Here is a 21,494-nt window from a genome sequence, read left to right as displayed (position 1 = left end):
CAATAAAAAATAGTCATTTCATGTATAGTGGGAGTAGTTGAAAATTTCATATCATTACTTGTGAAATGCTTCACATGTTTTAAGGATTTACTTAATAGGCAAGATGAAAACAATAAGTTCCAACATTTTAAATCTATTTTTATAGTGATCTGGAGGCTTTAATATGACAAACAAGACAGATGAAAAAGAAGTACAAGCAATGGTCAACGTAGTAATTAAAGATGAAAATGATGTACAAGAAGTTGTTAATACTTTAGTTGAAAATGGAAAAGAAGCACTAAAAGCAATGGAATCTTATACGCAAGAGCAAGTAGATCATATTGTTCATGAAATGGCACTATCTGGATTAGATCAACATATGCCATTAGCAAAAATGGCGGTAGAGGAAACTGGTCGAGGTGTGTATGAGGATAAATGTACAAAAAATATATTTGCGACTGAATATATTTGGCATAGCATAAAAAAAGATAAGACTGTAGGAATTATTCATGAAGATCCACATGAAGAAGTCATTGAAATTGCCGAACCAGTAGGTGTAGTTGCTGGTGTGACACCAGTAACGAATCCTACTTCAACAACTATGTTTAAAGCAATTATTGCAATGAAAACAAGAAATCCAATTATTTTTGCTTTTCATCCATCTGCTCAGCGATGCTCTGTTGCAGCGGCTAAAATTTTAAGAGCTGCTGCAATTAAGGCAGGGGCACCGAAAAATTGCATTCAATGGATCGAAAAACCTTCTGTTGAGGCAACAAAAAGATTAATGAACCATGAGGGGGTTGCACTTGTTCTTGCAACCGGAGGTGCTGGAATGGTGAAATCAGCATACTCTACAGGGAAACCGGCCTTAGGAGTAGGACCTGGGAATGTACCTTGTTATTTAGAGAAATCAGCACATGTAAAACGAGCTGTAAATGATTTAATTTTATCAAAAACATTTGATAATGGTATGATTTGTGCTTCTGAACAAGCAATCATTGTAGATAAGGAAATCTATAATAGTGTAAAAACAGAAATGCAAGACAACAATTGTTATTTTGTTACAGAAGAAGAGAGAATAAAATTAGAGAAGCTTGTTATTAATGAAAATACATGTGCAGTAAATAGTGATATTGTTGGGAAATCAGCACATTATATTGCTTCATTAGTAGGCATTAAGGTACCAGAAGATACAAAAATACTTGTAGCTGAAATTAAGGGAGTGGGTGCAGAATATCCACTATCACGTGAAAAATTGAGCCCAGTATTAGCTTGTATCAAAGCAAATTCACGAGAAGAAGGATTTAAATACTGTGAAGAAATGTTAAATTTGGGTGGCTTAGGGCATTCAGCAGTTATTCATTCTACAAATAAAGAAGTACAAAAACAATTTGGTTTAAGAATGAAAGCTTGTCGTCTTATTGTAAATTCACCGTCAGCACAAGGTGGGATTGGTGATATATATAACGCATTTATTCCATCTTTAACATTAGGTTGTGGATCATATGGTAAGAATTCTGTTTCCCAAAACGTAACAGCTACACATTTAATAAATGTAAAGCGTTTGGCAAATAGAAAAAATAATATGCAATGGTTCAAATTACCACCTAAGGTTTTTTTTGAAAAACATGCGACACAATATTTAGCTAAGATGCCAAACATTTCACGAGCATTCATTGTAACGGATCCAGGAATGGTAGACCTGGGATATGTGGACACAGTTACACATTACTTACAACAGCATTTAAATGATGTAAAAGTAGGTGTTTTCTCAGAGGTAGAACCAGATCCATCAGATGAAACAGTATTCAAGGGTGCTGAGATGATGAGAAGCTTCAAACCTGATGTAATTATTGCATTGGGCGGAGGTTCAGCAATGGATGCAGCAAAAGGAATGTGGCTATTTTATGAATATCCAGAAACAACATTCTTTGGAATCAAACAAAAGTTTTTAGATATTAGAAAACGTACATGTAAGTTTCCAACATTAGGGCAAAAAGCACAATTTGTTGCGATTCCAACAACATCAGGAACAGGGTCAGAAGTGACACCATTCGCGGTTATTACAGATAAAAAAAATAATATAAAATATCCACTTGCTGATTATGAATTAACACCAGATGTAGCGATTATTGATCCACAGTTTGTAATGACAGTGCCACCTCATGTAACAGCAGACACTGGAATGGATGTGTTAACACATGCAATTGAAGCATACGTGTCTATTATGGCAAATGACTATACAGATGGATTGGCCTTAAAAGCCATTGATCTAGTATTTAAATATTTACCGCGAGCATATAAAAATGGAAATGATGAAGAAGCACGTGAGAAAATGCATAATGCTTCTGCAATTGCAGGTATGGCTTTTGCAAATGCATTTCTTGGTATTAATCATAGTTTGGCGCATAAGCTTGGACCAGAATTTCACATTCCACATGGACGCGCTAACGCAATCTTAATGCCGCATGTAATTCGCTATAATGCTATTAAGCCGAGAAAACATGCATTGTTCCCAAAATATGAGCATTTTGTGGCAGATGAACGTTATGCATATATTGCAAGAACATTGGGGTTGCCAGCAAGTACAGTAGAAGAAGGGGTAGAATCTTTGGTACAAGCAATTATCAGCCTTGGAAAAGAATTGAATATTAATATGAGTATTGCAGGACAAGGAGTAAAACAAGAAGCATTTGAAAATGTTGTGGATGTCTTATCGGAAAGAGCATTTGAAGATCAATGTACACCAGCAAATCCGAAACTCCCATTGATTTCAGAATTAAAAGAAGTCTATAAACAAGCATATAAAGGTGTGTAATAAGTTAAGTAGGTATAACTTTTTAAGTTCATAGATTTTGTATTTGATATTTGTAAATATATTGTATATGGGTGTTAAGGGGAAATATATATTATAAACAGCATTGTTTTAAATAGAACATCTAACAAAAATGCTGCCTAGATGACCTGTATGTAGGTAAGATGGGAGTGTACAAAGCTATGTCTAATTATAAGAAGTTAAATCAAGTAATTGAAAAAAAAGAGGAATTAATATCGCTTGTTAAGCAGTATGGATTCACTCATGAAAAGGTAATTTGTTATAGTAGAGAATTAGATTTATTACTAGATGATTTGATGAAATCTAATAGAAATAATAAGTAAATCGAATTTATATAAAAAAGAAATAAAATATAAATATTTAAGATATTTTTAAAATAAAAAGCACTCTCCTATAAATAGGAGAGTGCTTTTTTATCTTAATTTCATCTATTTTAGGAGGGATTTTTTAAATGCTAAAAACTTATGCGTGATAAATCTCACAACATAAATGCACATATAATTTTACAATATAGTATGTAAGTTGATGGGAGGCTTTCTTTTTGATAAATCGTGATTATAATAAAAACCCATTTATTGTAATATGGGAGTTAACAAGAGCATGCGAATTAAAATGTCTACATTGTCGTGCTGAAGCTCAGCATTATCGCGATCCTTTTGAGTTAACATTAGAAGAAGGAAAAAAACTAATTGATGATATATATGAAATGGATAATCCGATGCTGGTTTTTACTGGTGGGGATCCATTAATGCGTTCGGATATATATGATATTGCTGAATACGCGGTGAAGAAAGGTATTCGGGTTTCCATTACCCCCAGTGCTACTCCAAAGGTTACTAAAGAAGCGATTAAAAAAGCAAAAGATGTTGGGATTGCTAGATGGGCATTTAGTATAGATGGACCAACAGCTGAAGTACACGATCATTTTAGAGGAACAGAGGGGTCATTTAAATTAACAATGGATGCAATTCATCATTTAAATGAATTAAAAATCCCTATTCAAATTAATACAGTTGTTTCTAATTATAATTTGAGTGTACTTAAAGATATGGCAAATTTAGTAGAAGCATTAGATTGTGTGTTGTGGAGTGTATTTTTCTTAGTCCCAACAGGACGTGGTAAAGAGAAAGATATGATTTCACCAATTCAACATGAAAGAGTGTTCCGCTGGCTATATCAGCTTAGTAAAACTGTTTCTTTTGATATAAAAACCACAGCTGCTCAGCACTATAGACGCGTTGTTCTTCAAGAAAAAATGAAGGGAATTAAAAAGATAGATCAAATTATTCAATATAGAGATGTATTGATGGAAGGGATGACGGACGGAGTTAATGAATTTGGACGCGCTCCAAAAGGAGTAAATGATGGAAATGGAGTTGTATTTATTTCTCATATTGGAGATGTATACCCAAGTGGGCTATTGCCAATTAAAACGGGGAATATTAAATCAACACCGATAGCTGAAATTTATCGAAACTCTCCTGTTTTTCAAAGTCTTCGTAATCCAGACAATTATAAAGGAAAATGCGGTGTTTGTGAGTTTCGATATGTTTGTGGGGGATCTCGTTCTAGGGCATTTGCGATGACGGGGGATTACATGGAAAGCGAACCTTTTTGTATATATGTTCCAAAAGCATTGCGGAAAAAGTGTAAGAATTGAGCATGTCTCTTTTTTTAACCTGTATTATAAATTTTTTTATTGTATATTTCCAGTACTTATGAGCAGACACTTTCCGCTCATAAATACTGGGTTAGTGATGACTAATAATTGAAAAAAAGCAAGGGAATTATACTTATTTTAGGCGTATAATACGTTGATTTGAGCTTCCGCGAAATGGAAGAGTCAAATCTCTTTTTTTGATTTCAAATCTTCCATCAACTAAAACATCTCCATAATGTAACAGCTCAATCATATCTTTGTTTTGTGAGTTTTGTATCTCTTCTAGTGTATAGCCAGTGTAAATCCAAAGATTTTTGTTTAAACTTTTTACAGCCTTTGCAACTTCTTTGACCTCGATAGCTTGAAAAAATGGGTCACCACCTGAAAATGTTACATCAGTTAGAGGATTTGTGGAAATTTCTTTTATAATTTCTTTCACACTCATCTCGGTACCATTATAAAGATTCCATGATTTGGGGTTATGGCAACCTAAACAATGATGCGGACAACCGGCAAAAAACACAACTGTCCGTAATCCTTCACCATCTACTACACTATCATGAATAATATTCATTACCTTCATTTATGTTTCACACGATCTGCTTCTTCACTACGCTTTGCATTGTTCCATTTTGACATGTCCCCTACAAGATATCCAGTAATACGGCGAATTCTTTCAATATGATGATCTTCTATATTTCCACAGCTAGGGCACTCATTTTCAATCACTCCATTATAGTCACAACATTTACAACGATCCACTGGGTGATTAATTGAACCATATCCTACTTCATACTGTGCCATTGCTTGAACAATCTGTTTTAAAGCCATTTGATTATGCGCTGCCGCCCCATCTAGTTCAATATACGTAATATGACCACCGTTACAAAGAGCATGAAACGGTCCTTCTAAACGTATTTTATTAATTGCTTGAATAGGATAATAAACTGGAATATGAAATGAATTTGTATAGTAATCATGATCGGTTACACCTGTAATAGTTCCAAACTCAGCACAATCCTTTTTGATAAACTTCCCTGATAGTCCCTCGGCAGGAGTTGCAATTAAAGTGAAATTCAAGCAATGTTCTTCTGTTGCTTGGTCCATTTTATTTCTCATAAAGGTAACAATTTCTTTTCCAAGTTGCCATGAATCTTTATCTTCCCCATGGTGTTTTCCTGTTAAGGCAACCAAGCATTCCGCAAGTCCAATAAAACCAAGGCTCAATGTTCCTTGCTTTAAAATCTCAGTAACTGAGTCTTCCGGTTGTAGTTTTTCTCCATTGCGCCAAATCCCTTGTGAATATAGGAATTGAAAGTCTCTTGCCTTTTTTGTGCATTGATATGAATATCTTTCTAGCAATTGACGAATGCCAAGTTTGATATAATGATTTAACGATTCGAAAAATCCCTCTTTTGAATCATTTATTAAAGCCAATTTTACTAGATTAATAGAGGTAAATGATAGATTTCCCCTGCCAATTGCTGTCTCCTCACCATGAATATTAGACATCACACGAGTACGACAACCCATATAACATACTTCACTTTCTGGGTGCCCATTATAATACGCTGCATTAAATGGCGCATCTAAAAATGAAAAGTTAGGGAATAATCGCTTTGCTGTTGTTTCTAATGCAAGTTCAAATAAATCATAATTTGGATCTTTTTCTTCAAAATTCACACCTTTTTTTAACTTGAAAATTTGAATGGGGAAAATAGGAGTTTCACTTTTTCCCAATCCCGCTTGTGTTGCCTGTAGTAATTGTTTAATTAATAGCCTTCCTTCCTTTGATGTATCTGTTCCGTAATTAATTGAAATAAACGGAACTTGTCCACCACCACGGCTATGCATACTATTGGAATTATGAATAAATGCTTCACATGCTTGATATGTATCGTTTTCTGTTTCTTTCCATGCAAACACTTCGATTTGTTCCTTTGTTAGCGGATAGTCTTTTAACTTTTTCTTATTTTTTTCAAATGTTTTCCTCACATATGGTGCTAAATCTATATCAAACATGGCAAGAGATTGCCCACCATGCTGCATATTTTGATTAGCTTGAAGAATAATAGACGAGAGTGCTAATGCACTTTTAATATCTTGTGGTTGTCTCATATGGCCATGTCCAGTGTGGAACCCTTTTTTCAGCAATTGTGCTAAAGGAATTTGTGAACAAGTGGTTGTTCCTGTTGCATAAAAATCTAAATCGTGTGGGTATAAAATATTTTGATTAATAGCTTGTTTTACTTGTTTAGAAAGCAAATGTTCCCTTACATAAAGTTTTGCGCTCTCTGATGCAAATGTTCCCATCATTCCCATTGGAGATCGACCATCAACATTTGCATTTTCTTGCATTAAGTCTTGATCGTTACTGTTTATAATTTTATCAAAAGTTGTCCATAAAGTATTTTTTTGCTGTTTTACATTGTCTGAGTTGTTCATTAAATTCACTCCTTTTCAATATATAGTACTCAACATCGATAAATGATACTATATATAGTTTATTTCTGCAATGGTACTAATAAATGAAGTATGTGATGTTTTCTATTTAGAAGAGATTAAATCTAGAAGTTTATCGTATTATCTTGCTCATAAAAAATGAAAAGATATAGAATGATTTAATTATTTATAGATAAAAATTCTTTTGTTTTAGGTTCAAAGAGTGAGGTTATCAATAGAGAGTAAAAACACAATGAAGAATGTTTTATTCTATAAAATAAAAGGTATAAAAATAGAATGCAGTGATTTCACTCACAGTATTTTTTAAAAACATAGTTTATCTTATAAGGGAAGAGTGAGTATGAGAAATTCATTATATTTTACTATTTGGGATGGGTATTCCCTAAATTGGTGGAGTATGATTACCAGTGGGGGGATTCTCTCACTGGTAAAGTTTTTTATCTATAAATTTAATGATATATATGCTACTTATTATCATTCTTACGTAACATTTTGATAAAAAATTAAATGTGAGGTGTGGAAGAATGAAGTTAATTATTCCAAAGCAGCATGGAGCCTGGGGAATGCTGCTTATTCCATTTGTTTTAGGTATTTTAACTGGTAAATGGACATGGTATCATATACCTCTTTTGTTAGCGTGGTTTTTTGTGTATGTAGCTACATATCCCTTATTAATGTATGTAAAACAGCCGCGAAAGAAGTATTATTTATATTATTTTTTTCTTTACTTTGGTGAGGCTTGTATATGTACAGCTATTGCTCTTAGTTATGAATGGCGTATAGTTTATTTTTCTATTATTATGCTCCCGTTTTTTTGTATAAACATTTATTTTTCTAGCAAAAAAAATGAACGAGCCTTATTAAATGATGTATGTGCAATTCTTTTGTTTTGTATAGGGGGCATTATAAGTTATTACTTCACAATGAAAACAGTCGATAAAAATATATTGATAATAGCGACTATAACATTTTTATATTTTATAGGAAGTACGTTTTATGTAAAAACAATGATACGTGAAAAAAAGAATCCAACGTATCGCATTCTGTCATGGTGGTACCATTTATTACTTGTGATTGTTACGCTTATTTTATCACCAACGATTACCATTATTTTTATCCCAAGTTTGATACGGTCTATAGTACTGTATGGAAGGAATATTTCAATCTTAAAGGTGGGGATTTTAGAGAGTATAAATGCTATTTACGTTTTTATTACAACAATAATAGTATTTAAATATTTTATCTCGTAAAGACTAATAATGATTTATATTGTTTATATTATATTTATATATGATATTGTGTTAATGTTTTCTTCAATACTGTTTGTAGAAAGGAGTGTATAAATAATGACTTTTTACCAAAAATTAATGCCGTATTATGATGAAATTTTTCCGGGAAATGAAAAACAAGTGAATTTTATTGCTTCTTATTTACAAGAGGGGGACTCCGTAATTGATGTAGGTGCGGCAACAGGGAATGTGGCTAATGCATTAGTTGAAAAAGGAATGATTGTAACTGCGATGGAACCAGAGAAGAAAATGGCTGATAAAATTTCTGAGAAGGCTAAAACCCATAGGGGAAGACTTTTTGTAAATACACTTAGAATGCAGCAAATAGACGATGTACCTGGGATATTTGATGGTATTTATTGTATTGGAAATACGTTGGTTCATTTAGACAATGTACAGGAAATTACTGATTTTATTCAAAGCTCTTTTAAAAAACTTAAGAAAAATGGAAAGTTCATAGTTCAAATTGTAAACTATGAAAAAGTATTAAATCAAAAAAATTTCATATTTCCAGTAATTAAGAAAGAACATTTCTCATTCAAACGAGATTATGCAATAGAGAGAACAAAGGTGCTATTTACTGTAACATTAAATACATGTGGTGAAGAATTCTCAAATAGTATAGAGTTATATCCAATTACAAAAAAACAATTACTTCCCATATTAATAGATTGTGGATTTGAGTCAGTAGAAACTTACGCTAATTTTGATAAAAAAATATATTCACTTGATGGTCCGGCATTAGTAATTGTAGCAACAAAATAAATTTTAAAAACACCTGAGTAGAAAGCTGTTACTCAGGTGTTTTTTTATTAATTTTTTTAAAATGTGATTCTAGTCCTCTTTTAATTATAAAAAAGTTTATATAATTCAGTGGTAAATCGAATCTGATTGAGGAGGAATTGAGTTATATGTGCAAAGAAATTCAGTTAACTAAAGATATATATTGGGTAGGAAAAGTTGATAATAGAGAAGTTCCATTTCATCGTTTAATCTTAGCAAAAGGAACAACTTATAACGCGTACTTGCTAAAAACGGAAAAACCAACAGTGATTGATACAGTTGATATAGAGTTTGGAAGAGAATTTGTAGAATCATTAAGTAAATTAATTGATCCACAAGAAATTCAGTATATCGTAGTGAATCATACAGAGCCCGACCATTCAGGGGGATTGGCAGCATTAGCATCAAGAGCTACTAATGCAACGATTGTATGTACAGAAATTGCAGTACCAGAAATACAAGAGATGTATAAGCTGCATAATCGAAAGTTTTTAATAGTAAAAGACGGTGATACATTAGATATTGGTGGAAAAACATTAAAATTTAAAGAAACACCATATCTTCATACGGAAGAAACAATGATTACCTACTGTGTAGAGGATAAAATTTTATTTCCTTGTGATATTTTTAGTACTCATATAGCAAATGACGAGATTTTCAGTGATAAAGCGAATGTAGATATTACGGAAGACTTTATTGGTTATTATAATGCCATTATCCATCCACATAGAAGATATGTAAGAACATTAATAGAAGCTCTAAAAGATTTGGATATACAAATGATTGCACCATCTCATGGCTACATTTTACGTCAGGATATACAGAAGTATATTAAATTATATGCGGATATGAGTAGAGATACGAATCAAGATAAGAAAGTAACAATTGTATATACAACAATTAAAAATAATACAAAAAAAGTGGCAAATATTATTAAAGAAACTTTAGAAGCAGATAATATTCATGTAACAGTATTTAACGCTGATAAATCAAAAAAATCAGAGGTTTTAAAGAGTATTCAAGAAGCAGATGCAGTCTTCATAGGATCTTCAACTAGATATGCAGATATGATTGGTAATTTAGAAGAAATTTTAAAAGAAATGACAGAAATGAACCTAGAAGGAAAAATTGCAGCTTCATTCGGTTCATATGGTTGGAGTGGAGAGGCAATTGAAGTGATACAAGATTACCTCAATGAAACAAATATGAATGTACAAAGCACATCAAAAGTTATCCAATCTACAGGTATGACTCATGTTGAATTTCCTATTCGGATTAGATTCTCTCCAAAAGATGAGGGGAAAGTAAAGAAAATCCAACATGCAACAACATTTGTTACAGATTTATTATTGAGTTCTATTTAATAGAAAAATGGAGGTGAAAACATGGAAAAGAATTTTGTTATTATTGGGAGTGGTGTAGCTGCTGTAAATGCCGCTAAAACTATTAGAGAGTACGATAAAGGATCAAATATATTTATTTTTGGTGAAGAGCCATTACTACCTTATAAAAGAATTAAATTATCAAAGGATCTGTATTCAGATTTACACAGTGAAAAAGTGTTAATTAAAAAGAAAAAGTGGTATCAAGATAATCACATATCAGTTTTTATAAATACAAAGGTGGTAAAAATTAATACAGATGAGCAATTTATTGTTACATCCAATGAAGCGGTATTTTCTTATCATAAACTATTAATTTGTACAGGAGCGAATAATAGAAGATTAGAGATAAATGGAATTAATAAAAAAAATATTTTTACTATTAGGGACATGAAAGAAGCAGATGAGCTTAAAGGTCATTTAGAGGACAAAGAAAGTGTTGTGACCATTGGTGGGGGTGTACAAGGTTTAGAAACAGCATGGTCTATTCTGAAAGCTGGTAAAAAGGTATCCATTGTAGAAGTAGCTCCTTTATTAATGAGAAGACAATTAGATACAAAATCTTCGCTTCTCTTGAAACGAAAAATTGAAAAGGAAGGAGTAAAGGTGTATTTAAATACTTCTATTGATTCTATTCTCGGGAAAGAATCTGTAACTGGCATAAAGATGAACGACAATTCTCAAATTAATTGTGATAGTATTGTTTACTCAATTGGCGTTACTCCGAACACTAAACTTGTACATGATACGGCTATTAAATTAAATAGAGGAATTGTTGTGGATGAGGAGATGAGAACAAATATAGACTCCGTATACGCTGCGGGAGATGTTGCAGAAGTAAATAATGAAATTGAAGGCTTATGGGGGACTGCCTTGGAACAAGGAAGAGTAGCAGGTAGTAATATGGTCTCTAAAACTGCTATTTATAAAAAAGAAATTCCAACTACTATTTTTAACGCATTCAATGTATCTTTATTTTCAATTGGAGTTGTTAATGAAGAGCAATGTGATACAACAATTGTTGAAGAAGACGGTAAGGAGAAGTATACAAGGTTATTTATTAAGGATAATAAAATAGTCGGTGTGATTTCATTAGAAGGAGTTGCGGCATCTATTCCTTACAAATCTGCGATTGAAAAGCATGTATCGTTAGAAGGAATAGATTTATTAAATACAAACATAAGTGAAATAATGAGCAAGTTAAAAGAAAAAATATAAAGCTGTACAAAAAGGAGAGGAAATCATGAAAAAATACATTTGTTTACCATGTGGATATATTTATAACCCAGAGGTAGGGGATCCAGATGAGGATATAGAACCAGGAACAAGTTTCGAAGATTTACCAGAGGACTGGGTTTGTCCTGTGTGCGGAGAAGATAAAAATCATTTTGCACCACTAGATGAATAAGAAGGAAAAAACAATGAGAATACTGCACAGTATTCTCATTGTTTTTTATATTTTTGAATGTGATTCTGGTCACAGAAATATTCTTTGAAAAATCCTATAATAGTTATGTAGCAGATACTTATACCGATACAGCCATTTTCGGTACACTCTATAGGGCCCTGGCGCCACCCTTTCTCCTCAGGGCCTTATTTTTCTATGCCATATTCAAAATATGTTTATGAAGATAGTGTATATCACTGTCTTTATAAACATATAGTTGTGATTGGGGTCACTGCAATATTTGATAAAAATGTCTATAATAACCTTGGATATCATTATATTTTTAATTCTATAGTTAAAGTAAGGTGAGAAAATATGGACGATAATCATAAAAAATCAAGAGAGCTTTGCCCAAGAAAAGTACTAATTTTTAAGACCCTTTCCGAAGAGGAAATTAGTAATATAGCTTCAATGACAAAACATAGGAAGTTTAAAAAGGGTCAGCCATTAATTCTTGAGGGAGATAAATCAGATACATTATTTATTATTAATAGTGGACAAGTAAAGCTATGTACACTAACTCTTCAAGGGAAAGAGCAAATATTGCATATACTAACAAGTGGTGAATCCTTTTGTGAATTAAATATATTTAATTATGATGAAAAAAGTAATTTTAGTGCATATGCTATAGAAGATACTCATATCTGTATGCTAAAAAAAGAAAATATGGATTATATAATGGAACGAAATCCAAGTATTGCATTAAAGTTGTTAAAAGTTGTCACAAAACGTTTAGCTAAGATAGAGAATTTAGTGCAAAATTTAGCGACAAACAATCCTGAAGTTAGAATTGCTCATATACTATTGGAGTTTTGTGATAAATATGGCAAAAGTACAGAGGATGGAATACTTATTAACTTGCCATTGACACGAGAGGAATTGGCAAATTATGCGGGGGTAACAAGAGAGACTATTAGTCGTAAATTGAATAAGTTTGAAAGTTTAGGGCTCATGGCCTCTGTTGGAAATAAGAAAATAATAATAAAAAATCAGTTAGCTATTAGAAGACTTATCAGTTTCTGACAAAAGACCCCTTTCTCAGAATATAAAAGAGGAGTTATTACAAATTAGTAAGTATTTTAATTATATGAATTCTTAAAATCATTATATATGAGTAAAACACGAAAAAGGGAATATGTGTTACCAATCGGTTTAATTGATAAGGTATGGATTTTTTGAGCCGCAAAATATCACATGCCTTATCATCAAACTTAAAAAATAAATTTCAAATTATTTTATCTTATATTTTTGATTTATGCGAGGGACACACCTTAGGTACCACTTAATGGTATAGGTGTGTCCTTTAATTTTATATAATTAAATAACGTTAGTGATTCTCGTGTAAAATAGGGATTATTATATAATAATTATATAATGAGAAATTAGTAATTTAAAGTTTATCTCAAATCTTATAGCTCTGTGTTTTTTTAAGGAATGATAGTTAGGGCTTGTCTGCCTAATTGAACCCATGCTTCTTCAAAATCCTTCTTATCAATTCTTTTATTTTTTTCCGTATCTAATGGATCATTAATGTATACATATTGATCGGTGTATCCAGTTAGTAAAACACTATGTTGACGGTATGTAACCTGTCTCTCACCCATATTTGTTTTCCAAGTACGAAATTCATAATCAGGTAGTTTGCGAAAGCTCGCGTTTGTTAAAATCCAAACAGGGTGTTCTTTATCAATTGCTTTATATAAATCCTCAGGATTACTTCCGGTTAAGTCTATAATACAATTCTCTGATATGTATAATTTGGCTAACTCTAAAATCGGCTTAATATGCACACCTAAACCAGGCATATCTATGTCATACATATCTCCAACAAATCCTTCGTCCATATTTCCCATCAATCCATTGTTTTGAAAAGGTACATATTTAATATTTTCAGCTAACTCTAATTTATTAACGGATAGACCGTTAAAATTTAAAAGCATTGCTAAACTTGTAACTTCGCATCCACGTTCTAATTCTGGATTTTGTAAAATCAAAGGGACTTCTAAAGGATTATTCTCTTTAGAAGATAGTTTTTTTTCATCAATTTTAACAAGTTTATCCATCTCATATGTTGTATTTTTAACGCTATTATTTTCACCTTTATGGACTAGAGTTATTATACATAATACCGTGCATAAAATAATTAATAGATAAATACTTTTGTGTCGTTGCATTTTAATATGTCTCCTTAATTAAATTAATACTTTAATTTAATACGTAACGGGGTTGCAAATGTGTCAATATTACAGTGTTCTCTTTAACACGTTTTCAAAGGTTTAAAACTCTTCTTAAACAATTATTAAGAAGAGTTTTTTAGATAAAAGTTATAAAGAATTAGTTTTAATTAACTAAGAAATTATGCAAAAAGAGTATTTGTCTGTACATTTGTTATATGCTCGGCTAATACAGTAGCTTGTGCGTGGAGGGGGGCTGGAAATCCTAATGTAATACCATTGTGTTCAGTGCATTCACCAATTGCATAAATTAATTTATCATTTGTTTGCATATACTTATTAACAACTATGCCACGTTTAACATATAAGCCAGCTTTTTTTGCTAAATGTGTATTAGGTCGCCTACCAATAGGTATTACAATTAAATCGTATTTTTTAATAGTGCCATCTTCGAATTGGATCCCCTCTGCATAGTCTGTACCTAGGATTTTAACCGTGTTTTTTTCCATGAGAAATTGAATCCCTTTTGCTTTTAGCTTGTTACATAGTAATGAACAAGCCAAGATATCTTGTTTTGCCATTAAGTGTGAACTGAAATGAACTACGTGGACGTCTATTCCAAAATCAAATAAATTTTGTGCAATTTTTAGACCGAGCATGCCATTACCAATAATGATAGCTTTTTTTGCATGCTTCTTAATATTTAATAGAAATTGAATTTCTTCAGTTGTTCTAAGTTTATTTACTCCCAATAATTGCAGTCCTTTAACGGGAAAAATAAAAGCAGTAGATCCTGTTGCAATGATGAGTTTATCGTAGAAAACAATACGGCGTTTATCTGTAACAATGACCTCGTCCTCACGATCAATTTCTATTACCTTTTCGTTTGTAAAAAGCTTAATATTATGTTGTTTGTACCAATTATATTGCTTTTGTATTCTATTTTTAATATCTAATTGTAATGAAATAGTGTTTATTTGATTGTAGAGAGGATAGAGTTCATCACTGAAAATAGAAATGCTATACATATTAGGATTTTGTATTAAAATCTCTTCAATACAGCGTAAACTAGATATACTATTACCGATTATTACTAAGCGTTTTCGTTTTCTCATATCAATTTCTCCTTTCGATTGTGAAGTGTTGAGCAAAGATGTTCGTTCATATTATAACAATTTTAAAAAGCAGATTGCTTGATATATAGTTTATTTTAAAATATGTCACAAATTATCTTTATTCGGGTAATGAGATACAAAGATGATCCCATTAAACTCATAGGTTAGAGGGAATTTTAAAAATGTTACTAAGATATTTCAGATGGAAAATGTTGAATATGTTTGCTGCTAGTAGTATTTCTTCAATTTTTAAAGAATAACGCATACAAACACACTGTAACCTTATAATTAAAGTTTTTTTATGTATAAATGCGAATAATTTCCTGATAGGTCACTATACAAGTAAGTAAAAATTAAGATGGAGTGCTTTTCCTAAACATGATAAATTAAAACTTTTTATACCAGATTAATTATTCTTTTATTCTATATTCACTAGGTATATTCGTGTATTATGCACCTTCTAGGATTTAGTGAATATAGCAGATTGCACATCATTTGAATCATTTTGTAAAGTGAGTATGTTTATTTTGTGAAATATTGAACAAAATCTTGAAAGTGAATATTGAAACATGTAGCTTATTCTTAGGATTATTTATAATAACCATGAACTAAAGGAGTGTGTAATTTTATGTTAGAACAAGGGATAGCTGATGCTATAAAACTTGCACAAAAGAAGAAACAAATATTAGATATAAACCCAATACAATATTTTGTTCGTGCATTACTAGCCGGCATCTATATTGGATTTATTATAGTATTATGTTTTAAATTAGGGGATTTTTTTCACGTTTTAAATTCACCTGCAACTTATTTAAGTGCTTCTTTATTTTTTGGAATTGCACTTATATTAATAATATATGGTGGAGCGGAATTATTTACTGGGAATACAATGTATTTTACAATTTCGACCTTACGAAAAAAAACAACGGTCTTAGATACTTGTCGTAACTGGGGTGCTTGTTTTTTAGGTAATCTGGTAGGTGCAATATTTTTTGCGTTATTATTTTATGGTACTGGTATTTTTGATCAAATTGAATATGAACATTTGATAAGTAATGTTGTTGAAGTAAAAATGAATACACCGACAATACAGCTATTTTTCAAAGCTATTTTATGTAATTGGCTTGTTTGTCTAGCATGCTTCCTTCCTTCTCAAGTAAAAGGGGATACAGCAAAAATAATTGTTATGATGTTATTGGTTTTTACATTCTTTTTATCTGGATATGAACATAGCATTGCAAATTTATCGCTATTTGCAATCTCCCTGGTATCGCCACATCCCAATACTATTTCTTTTAGTGGGGCTATTTATAATTTAATTCCAGTTACAATTGGAAATATTATTGGTGGATCTGTATTTGTTGGCATGGTATATCATTATATAACCCAAAACAACCCTACAGCTGAACAGAAGGGCAATTTAGTTGAATCTCAATGTGAGGAAAACATCCCATTACAAACACAAATAAAAATTTAAGCTACTAATATAATCATTTTCGTATAAAAATAACATAATTATTTTGAATGTTATTTTTATATCAGTTGGCCTAATTAGCCGGAAATACCGTTTTAATAATTCTTTTAAATATATTTTTTTCTTTTATAAAATATATTATTTGTTTTTGTTAGACATATAAGGGAAGGGAAATATACAAAAAACATTCACAACTTATGTGACCTAAATTTGTTAATATAAAATGCAAGATCACATGTCGAATTTATTACAGAAAACTCTAAAAAATCAGTGGGAGGTTTACTAGAAAATGAATTTTGAAAAAGTTTGTTTGGTATAGAAGTGCTTTTAGGGGGGGATTGCTAAAATAGGTGAAATAACCTTCGATATACAAAATAAAAATTTGCAGTAATTAGATTTGAATGAAGATAATATAAGCATGAATGTCATTATGAAAAGTGATAATCCGTTAGTGAATCTTAATAAAAATGTAAGCGTTAACAATTTTATTTAACTAGATGTATAAACTAGATTTTTCACAGAATATCAAAGAATCTTTGAAATGTAGATAAAGAAAAATTATCTTATCTAGTGAAGCTATACATAATATTTTTTTGAGTTAAATAAGAAATAATGTTGGAGCAATATTTGCTGGAAATACATATGAAAAGGAATTTAAGTTTAACTATGTGGTATTGAACATTAATGTATTTCGAGTTCATTATTTGTTTATTCAAAATCAATTAAATCTCTTTTTATTAGAATAACAACAATGCACAAAAACATAACATAAATAGTGAGGGATCTATAAATGAATAAAAATATTAATCGTGTAGTTTTAATTGGTACAGGGGCCGTAGGGTGTAGTTATGCATATTGTATGATTAATCAGGGGTTGGCAGAAGAATTCGTTCTTGTAGATGTAAATGAAGCAAGAGCAGAAGGAGAAGCAATGGATTTAAGTCATGCAATTCCTTTTTCACCATCACCAACAAAAGTATGGAAGGGTAGCTGTGAGGACTGTAAAGATGCACAAATTGTTGTAATAACAGCCGGATTGCCACAGAGACCAGGTGAAACACGTTTAGACTTAGTTGAAAAAAATACTAAGATTTTTAAAGAAATTATACGTAATGTCATGTCAAGCGGATTCGATGGTATTTTCTTAATTGCAACAAATCCAGTGGACATTTTAACATATGTAACTTGGAAAGAATCTGGATTGCCGAAAGAACGCGTAATTGGTTCAGGTACAACACTTGATTCTGCACGTTTCCGTTACATGTTAGGAGAATATTTTGAAATCGATTCTCATAATGTTCATGCTTATATAATTGGTGAACATGGTGATACGGAGCTTCCGGTTTGGAGTCATGTGTCAGTTGGCGTTCAAAAGCTACAAACCATTTTAGAAAATAAAAGTCAGTATAATCAAAGTGACTTAGACGAAATTTTTGTTCGTTCACGTGATGCGGCCTATCATATAATTGAACGTAAGGGAGCAACCTGTTATGGAATTGGAATGTCTTTATTACGTATCACAAAGGCAATTCTACATCATGAAAATAGTGTATTAACAGTATCTGCATACCTTGAAAATGAATATGGTCATAATGATGTATATATAGGAGTTCCTGCTGTTATAAATCGTCAAGGTATTCGGGAAATTATAGAAATTGAGTTAAATGAGGAAGAAAAGTTTAACTTTAATCATTCTGTACATACATTAAAAGAAACTATGTCACCAATACTATAAGGTGAATTTATCTTATTATATTATGTCGGATATATAAATGCTTGGCAAAAGTTTAAATGTATCTAATCTAATGTAATCTGAAATTAAATACTATAGAAAAATGTTTGTTTAAACTGAAATACAGTACTTTCGCCTTGTAAAGAATCATTTTATAAACATTATTAAGAAGTTAATGGCCTTCATGATATTAGTTCATAACATATCAAGATTGAACATTTTTAGAATCAACATAACTATTTATAGCTAAATATGTTATGTCTTTCACAATGGATTGATACCTTTTGTGTATACTTTCTATTAAGGCACTAAATGCAGACAAATTTGATTAAATAAAAAGCACTTTTTTAAAAATTTAAGAGAGTGCCTTTTTATTTATTAATTAACATTAGCAATCTAATACATACATTAATAAGAAGAGAGCGGTCCCTGTGTGCATCTGGCTACCGTTTAATTACATCCTTAATGGGCATTTATAAAACAATAGGCATACAGTAGGAAATGTGAAAATTAGGGGGATTATGGAGCATACAAAGTTGGCAATAAACCGTAGGGAAAGGAGGGAACGAGATGAGAAATTTCTTTGAAGAAAAATATACAAATTTAGAATTTAAAAGGGAACTAATAAATATTATAAGTAAAATCAGTGAATATAAAGGAGAAATATCAGCATATCAAACTCAAAAACCAGAGATCTTTAATCTTTTGGAAAAGAGTATATCCCTACAATATATTAAAACTTTTCCTAATATATATGACAAGTTTACATTCTCAAATAAACAGTTGAAAAAATTTGTTTCTAATCATGTTAGCCCTCAAACATTGGAAGAGGACGCTTTATTTTGTTATTGCAAAACATTAGAACTTGTGCAAAAAGAAAATCACAAACTGCCTATTAAACCACAAACAATTCAAGAACTGCATTTCCAATTACTGAATTATTCAACGTCTGAAAGTGGTAATTGGAGAAAAAACGAACTTGTATTATCGTGTATTCCAATGTTAAATAATCAATCCAAATTAAGTACAGTTGTTTTATATGATATGGTTCCGCAATATTTGTATCAGCTATGCGAACAATATAATACATTAAGGGCTAAAGGGAATTTTCATCCGCTCCTACTGATTCCTCAATTTATATTAAATTTCCTATGTATTTATCCATTTAATAAAGGGAATGGCAAGTTAGCAAAAATATTAATTCAATGGTTATTAATTGAAAGTGGATATACATTTGTAAAATATACATGTATAGAGAAATATTTTAAAAAATATGAATCAGATTATTATGATGCTCTGTATAAATCTGCAGCTAATTGGCATCAAGGAGATCATAATGTAGTTTTCTGGATGAAAATTTTTTTAGATATTGTTTTAGATGCATATGAAGAATTAGGTAATTTAATAAAAAATTGTATAAGCACTCATACTAAAAGAAAAAGAATTGAGAAATACATAGACAGGCAAAATCATCCTTTTACTAAAGAAAATATTCGAAACATGCATCCAGACATAAGTGAAAGTACTATAAATAAAACATTACACGCTTTAAATTCACAGGGATATATTAAATTGGTTTCTAAAGGTAGGAATGCAACATGGATAAAGCGTAAATTAACTTAGGGTAAAAAACTAGAACACTGGCAAATAATAAACAAGGAGAACCCAAAAAGGGTTCTCCTTGTTTATTATTTGTTAGACTAATGTATCTTTTAGAAGGATAAAGAAGTAAAATAGACTATTTATTAATTGCAATCTAATCATAAAATTTTGTATCACATCTTTAAGAAAGACTGGTCTACTCGTTATGATTTTCTAAACCAAATTGTACCTTTTTACGCATAGTGTAATAAATAGGGAGGCCGAGTGCTGTTAGACCTATTCCACATAAAGCTAGTAGAGGTTGAGTGAATAAGGTATTAATAACAATGAACAATCCGCCAATAATAGCAACTAATGGTATAAAAGGATACAATGGAACTTTATAAGGTCGTACAAGATCAGGTTCTCTTTTTCGTAAGATAAATACAGCAAGGAATGTCATTGTGTAGAATATCCATATTACAAATACCAACATATCAGTAAGAGTATTGAATCCGCCGACGGCCATCATAATAATTGAAATAAATAGCATAAATAGACCAGAATTATAAGGGACCCGACTATTTTTAGATAGTGTAGCAAACCATTTACTAAATGGTAGTTTGTTCTCAATAGCCATGGCATAAGGAATTCGCATTCCTGTCATAATATAACCATTAATCGTTCCAAATACGGAAATTAAAATGCCAATGGTAACTAGTTTTCCTCCCATAGCTCCAAAAAGAATTGTAGCTACTTGAGAAGCGGGTGTATCAGTACCTGCGAGCGATGTTGCAGACATGACCATTAGAAACGCGACATTAATTAATAAATAAACAACCATTACTGTTGATAATCCTAATACGATTGCTTTAGGTAAGTCTTTTTTAGGGTTTTTCATTTCTCCAGCAATATTCCCTACATGAATCCATCCATCATAGGCGAACATTGTTGCGAGTAAACCAGATCCAAGGGCAGATATCATAGATTTGTTCGGCCCTGCCTCAATTGGAAAAAGCTGAAAAGTAACGTCACTTTTGTGTAGTAATCCAAAAATAATAATCAATGCTAATGGAACCAATTTGCATATAGTCGAAGCCATTTGGATTCCACCAGCTGCTTTAGCTCCTAAAAAGTTCATAAGAGTTACAAATGTTGCTGTGATAATTGCAATTGAGATAATTAGCATTTTGTGTTCATTAACATTTAGGCCAAATAAACTAACCGTTTGTGTCCCGAAAATAATAGCAAGAGCTGCAATATTTGCAGGGAAGTATATGACAGTTTGTGCCCAGCCAAGCAAGAAAGCAGTTAAGTTTCCATAAGTCCTCTTTAAATATGCCATCATTCCCCCCGTTTCAGGAATAGCGGCAGATAGTTCAGCAGCAGTTAGTCCTGCGCAAACGGTCAAGATACCACCAATTACCCATGCAAGTAATCCTAGGCTAGCTGTTCCTGTTACTCCATATAATGCAGTGGGCTTGAAAAATACTCCGGCGCCGATAACGGTACCAATAACTGTGGTTAATGCTGCAAAGAAACCAATATCCTTTTTTAGTTGTTGTTGTGACAAAATAAT

The 21,494-nt window shown here is 31.5% G+C and carries 17 protein-coding genes; 12 read left to right on the top strand and 5 right to left on the bottom strand.

The window, feature by feature from the left end:
• The first annotated feature begins 199 nt into the window (after nucleotides 1-199).
• The 3 genes from adhE (at nucleotide 200) to AC1Q8L_RS27560 (ending at nucleotide 4,475) form a co-directional block, all read left to right on the top strand.
• Nucleotides 200-2,797 carry a bifunctional acetaldehyde-CoA/alcohol dehydrogenase gene (adhE, locus tag AC1Q8L_RS27570; RefSeq protein ID WP_492339540.1) on the top strand — a complete coding sequence of 866 codons (2,598 nt, stop codon included), beginning with the start codon at nucleotides 200-202 and terminating at the stop codon, nucleotides 2,795-2,797.
• 179 nt (nucleotides 2,798-2,976) lie between these two features.
• Nucleotides 2,977-3,138 (top strand): Spo0E family sporulation regulatory protein-aspartic acid phosphatase, encoded by a 162-nt coding sequence (locus AC1Q8L_RS27565; protein ID WP_002099070.1) that lies wholly within the window; start codon nucleotides 2,977-2,979, stop codon nucleotides 3,136-3,138.
• Between the two features lie 218 nt (nucleotides 3,139-3,356).
• A complete protein-coding gene (locus AC1Q8L_RS27560) occupies nucleotides 3,357-4,475 on the top strand; it encodes a TIGR04053 family radical SAM/SPASM domain-containing protein (protein ID WP_071714099.1) in 1,119 nt (372 codons plus the stop codon).
• Between the two features lie 133 nt (nucleotides 4,476-4,608).
• Here the strand turns inward: AC1Q8L_RS27560 and nrdG are convergent, their stop codons facing one another.
• Both nrdG and AC1Q8L_RS27550 read right to left on the bottom strand, forming a co-directional pair.
• A complete protein-coding gene (gene nrdG, locus AC1Q8L_RS27555) occupies nucleotides 4,609-5,058 on the bottom strand; it encodes an anaerobic ribonucleoside-triphosphate reductase activating protein (RefSeq protein WP_000867051.1) in 450 nt (149 codons plus the stop codon).
• Nucleotides 5,055-6,920, bottom strand: coding sequence for an anaerobic ribonucleoside triphosphate reductase (locus AC1Q8L_RS27550; RefSeq protein ID WP_001065549.1), 1,866 nt, complete (start codon nucleotides 6,918-6,920; stop codon nucleotides 5,055-5,057). The genes nrdG and AC1Q8L_RS27550 overlap by 4 nt, the downstream gene beginning before the upstream one ends.
• A 542-nt stretch (nucleotides 6,921-7,462) precedes the next feature.
• Between AC1Q8L_RS27550 and AC1Q8L_RS27545 the strand changes: the two genes are divergently transcribed.
• The 6 genes from AC1Q8L_RS27545 (at nucleotide 7,463) to AC1Q8L_RS27520 (ending at nucleotide 12,862) form a co-directional block, all read left to right on the top strand.
• Nucleotides 7,463-8,188, top strand: a complete 726-nt coding sequence (locus AC1Q8L_RS27545; protein ID WP_000766867.1) for a YwiC-like family protein — start codon at nucleotides 7,463-7,465, stop codon at nucleotides 8,186-8,188.
• 96 nt (nucleotides 8,189-8,284) lie between these two features.
• Nucleotides 8,285-8,992, top strand: coding sequence for a class I SAM-dependent methyltransferase (locus AC1Q8L_RS27540; protein ID WP_098312140.1), 708 nt, complete (start codon nucleotides 8,285-8,287; stop codon nucleotides 8,990-8,992).
• 146 nt (nucleotides 8,993-9,138) lie between these two features.
• Nucleotides 9,139-10,374: an FprA family A-type flavoprotein gene (locus AC1Q8L_RS27535; RefSeq protein WP_492339539.1), complete on the top strand. Its 1,236-nt coding sequence runs from the start codon at nucleotides 9,139-9,141 to the stop codon at nucleotides 10,372-10,374.
• Nucleotides 10,375-10,395: 21 nt separating this feature from the next.
• A complete protein-coding gene (locus AC1Q8L_RS27530; protein ID WP_000414246.1) occupies nucleotides 10,396-11,610 on the top strand; it encodes an NAD(P)/FAD-dependent oxidoreductase in 1,215 nt (404 codons plus the stop codon).
• Nucleotides 11,611-11,635: 25 nt separating this feature from the next.
• The gene (rd, locus tag AC1Q8L_RS27525; protein ID WP_000759867.1) at nucleotides 11,636-11,800 is read left to right on the top strand and encodes a rubredoxin; all 165 of its coding nucleotides are present in this window, start codon (nucleotides 11,636-11,638) and stop codon (nucleotides 11,798-11,800) included.
• A gap of 354 nt (nucleotides 11,801-12,154) precedes the next feature.
• Entirely contained in the window at nucleotides 12,155-12,862 is a 708-nt protein-coding gene (locus AC1Q8L_RS27520; protein ID WP_000342564.1) for a Crp/Fnr family transcriptional regulator, read from the top strand.
• Between the two features lie 404 nt (nucleotides 12,863-13,266).
• Here the strand turns inward: AC1Q8L_RS27520 and AC1Q8L_RS27515 are convergent, their stop codons facing one another.
• Together AC1Q8L_RS27515 and AC1Q8L_RS27510 are read right to left on the bottom strand one after the other, a co-directional pair.
• A complete protein-coding gene (locus AC1Q8L_RS27515) occupies nucleotides 13,267-14,013 on the bottom strand; it encodes a C39 family peptidase (RefSeq protein WP_001188814.1) in 747 nt (248 codons plus the stop codon).
• A 182-nt stretch (nucleotides 14,014-14,195) separates the two neighbouring features.
• Complete coding sequence (locus tag AC1Q8L_RS27510) at nucleotides 14,196-15,128, bottom strand: FAD-dependent oxidoreductase (protein ID WP_001231611.1); 933 nt, start codon at nucleotides 15,126-15,128, stop codon at nucleotides 14,196-14,198.
• Between the two features lie 628 nt (nucleotides 15,129-15,756).
• Here AC1Q8L_RS27510 and AC1Q8L_RS27505 point away from each other — a divergent pair.
• From AC1Q8L_RS27505 to AC1Q8L_RS27495, 3 genes are all read left to right on the top strand, one after another.
• A complete protein-coding gene (locus tag AC1Q8L_RS27505) occupies nucleotides 15,757-16,605 on the top strand; it encodes a formate/nitrite transporter family protein (RefSeq protein WP_098312141.1) in 849 nt (282 codons plus the stop codon).
• 787 nt (nucleotides 16,606-17,392) lie between these two features.
• Nucleotides 17,393-18,337 (top strand): L-lactate dehydrogenase, encoded by a 945-nt coding sequence (locus tag AC1Q8L_RS27500; RefSeq protein ID WP_001038829.1) that lies wholly within the window; start codon nucleotides 17,393-17,395, stop codon nucleotides 18,335-18,337.
• Nucleotides 18,338-18,904: 567 nt separating this feature from the next.
• On the top strand, nucleotides 18,905-19,957 hold the full coding sequence (locus AC1Q8L_RS27495; protein WP_098283005.1) for a Fic family protein: 1,053 nt from the start codon (nucleotides 18,905-18,907) through the stop codon (nucleotides 19,955-19,957).
• A 175-nt stretch (nucleotides 19,958-20,132) separates the two neighbouring features.
• On the opposite strand, the gene AC1Q8L_RS27490 is transcribed toward AC1Q8L_RS27495, so the two are convergent.
• Nucleotides 20,133-21,488 carry an APC family permease gene (locus AC1Q8L_RS27490; protein WP_098312142.1) on the bottom strand — a complete coding sequence of 452 codons (1,356 nt, stop codon included), beginning with the start codon at nucleotides 21,486-21,488 and terminating at the stop codon, nucleotides 20,133-20,135.
• Between the last annotated feature and the right edge of the window lie 6 nt (nucleotides 21,489-21,494).

It is taken from the genome of Bacillus sp. GW823-FHT06A11 (assembly GCF_058795355.1).
Note: the sequence above shows the minus strand (reverse complement) of the source record. Positions and strands in the feature narration are given on the sequence as shown.

Excerpts from the sequence above, each read along its gene's own strand:
- AC1Q8L_RS27510 (WP_001231611.1), bottom strand. The coding sequence starts at position 15,128 with ATGAGAAAACGAAAACGCTTAGTAATAATCGGTAATAGTATATCTAGT.
- AC1Q8L_RS27535 (WP_492339539.1), top strand. The coding sequence starts at position 9,139 with ATGTGCAAAGAAATTCAGTTAACTAAAGATATATATTGGGTAGGAAAA.
- AC1Q8L_RS27540 (WP_098312140.1), top strand. The coding sequence starts at position 8,285 with ATGACTTTTTACCAAAAATTAATGCCGTATTATGATGAAATTTTTCCG.
- AC1Q8L_RS27550 (WP_001065549.1), bottom strand. The coding sequence starts at position 6,920 with ATGAACAACTCAGACAATGTAAAACAGCAAAAAAATACTTTATGGACA.
- AC1Q8L_RS27495 (WP_098283005.1), top strand. The coding sequence starts at position 18,905 with ATGAGAAATTTCTTTGAAGAAAAATATACAAATTTAGAATTTAAAAGG.
- AC1Q8L_RS27505 (WP_098312141.1), top strand. The coding sequence starts at position 15,757 with ATGTTAGAACAAGGGATAGCTGATGCTATAAAACTTGCACAAAAGAAG.
- AC1Q8L_RS27500 (WP_001038829.1), top strand. The coding sequence starts at position 17,393 with ATGAATAAAAATATTAATCGTGTAGTTTTAATTGGTACAGGGGCCGTA.
- AC1Q8L_RS27530 (WP_000414246.1), top strand. The coding sequence starts at position 10,396 with ATGGAAAAGAATTTTGTTATTATTGGGAGTGGTGTAGCTGCTGTAAAT.
- AC1Q8L_RS27565 (WP_002099070.1), top strand. The coding sequence starts at position 2,977 with ATGTCTAATTATAAGAAGTTAAATCAAGTAATTGAAAAAAAAGAGGAA.
- nrdG (WP_000867051.1), bottom strand. The coding sequence starts at position 5,058 with ATGAAGGTAATGAATATTATTCATGATAGTGTAGTAGATGGTGAAGGA.
- AC1Q8L_RS27515 (WP_001188814.1), bottom strand. The coding sequence starts at position 14,013 with ATGCAACGACACAAAAGTATTTATCTATTAATTATTTTATGCACGGTA.
- AC1Q8L_RS27520 (WP_000342564.1), top strand. The coding sequence starts at position 12,155 with ATGGACGATAATCATAAAAAATCAAGAGAGCTTTGCCCAAGAAAAGTA.
- adhE (WP_492339540.1), top strand. The coding sequence starts at position 200 with ATGGTCAACGTAGTAATTAAAGATGAAAATGATGTACAAGAAGTTGTT.
- AC1Q8L_RS27545 (WP_000766867.1), top strand. The coding sequence starts at position 7,463 with ATGAAGTTAATTATTCCAAAGCAGCATGGAGCCTGGGGAATGCTGCTT.
- rd (WP_000759867.1), top strand. The coding sequence starts at position 11,636 with ATGAAAAAATACATTTGTTTACCATGTGGATATATTTATAACCCAGAG.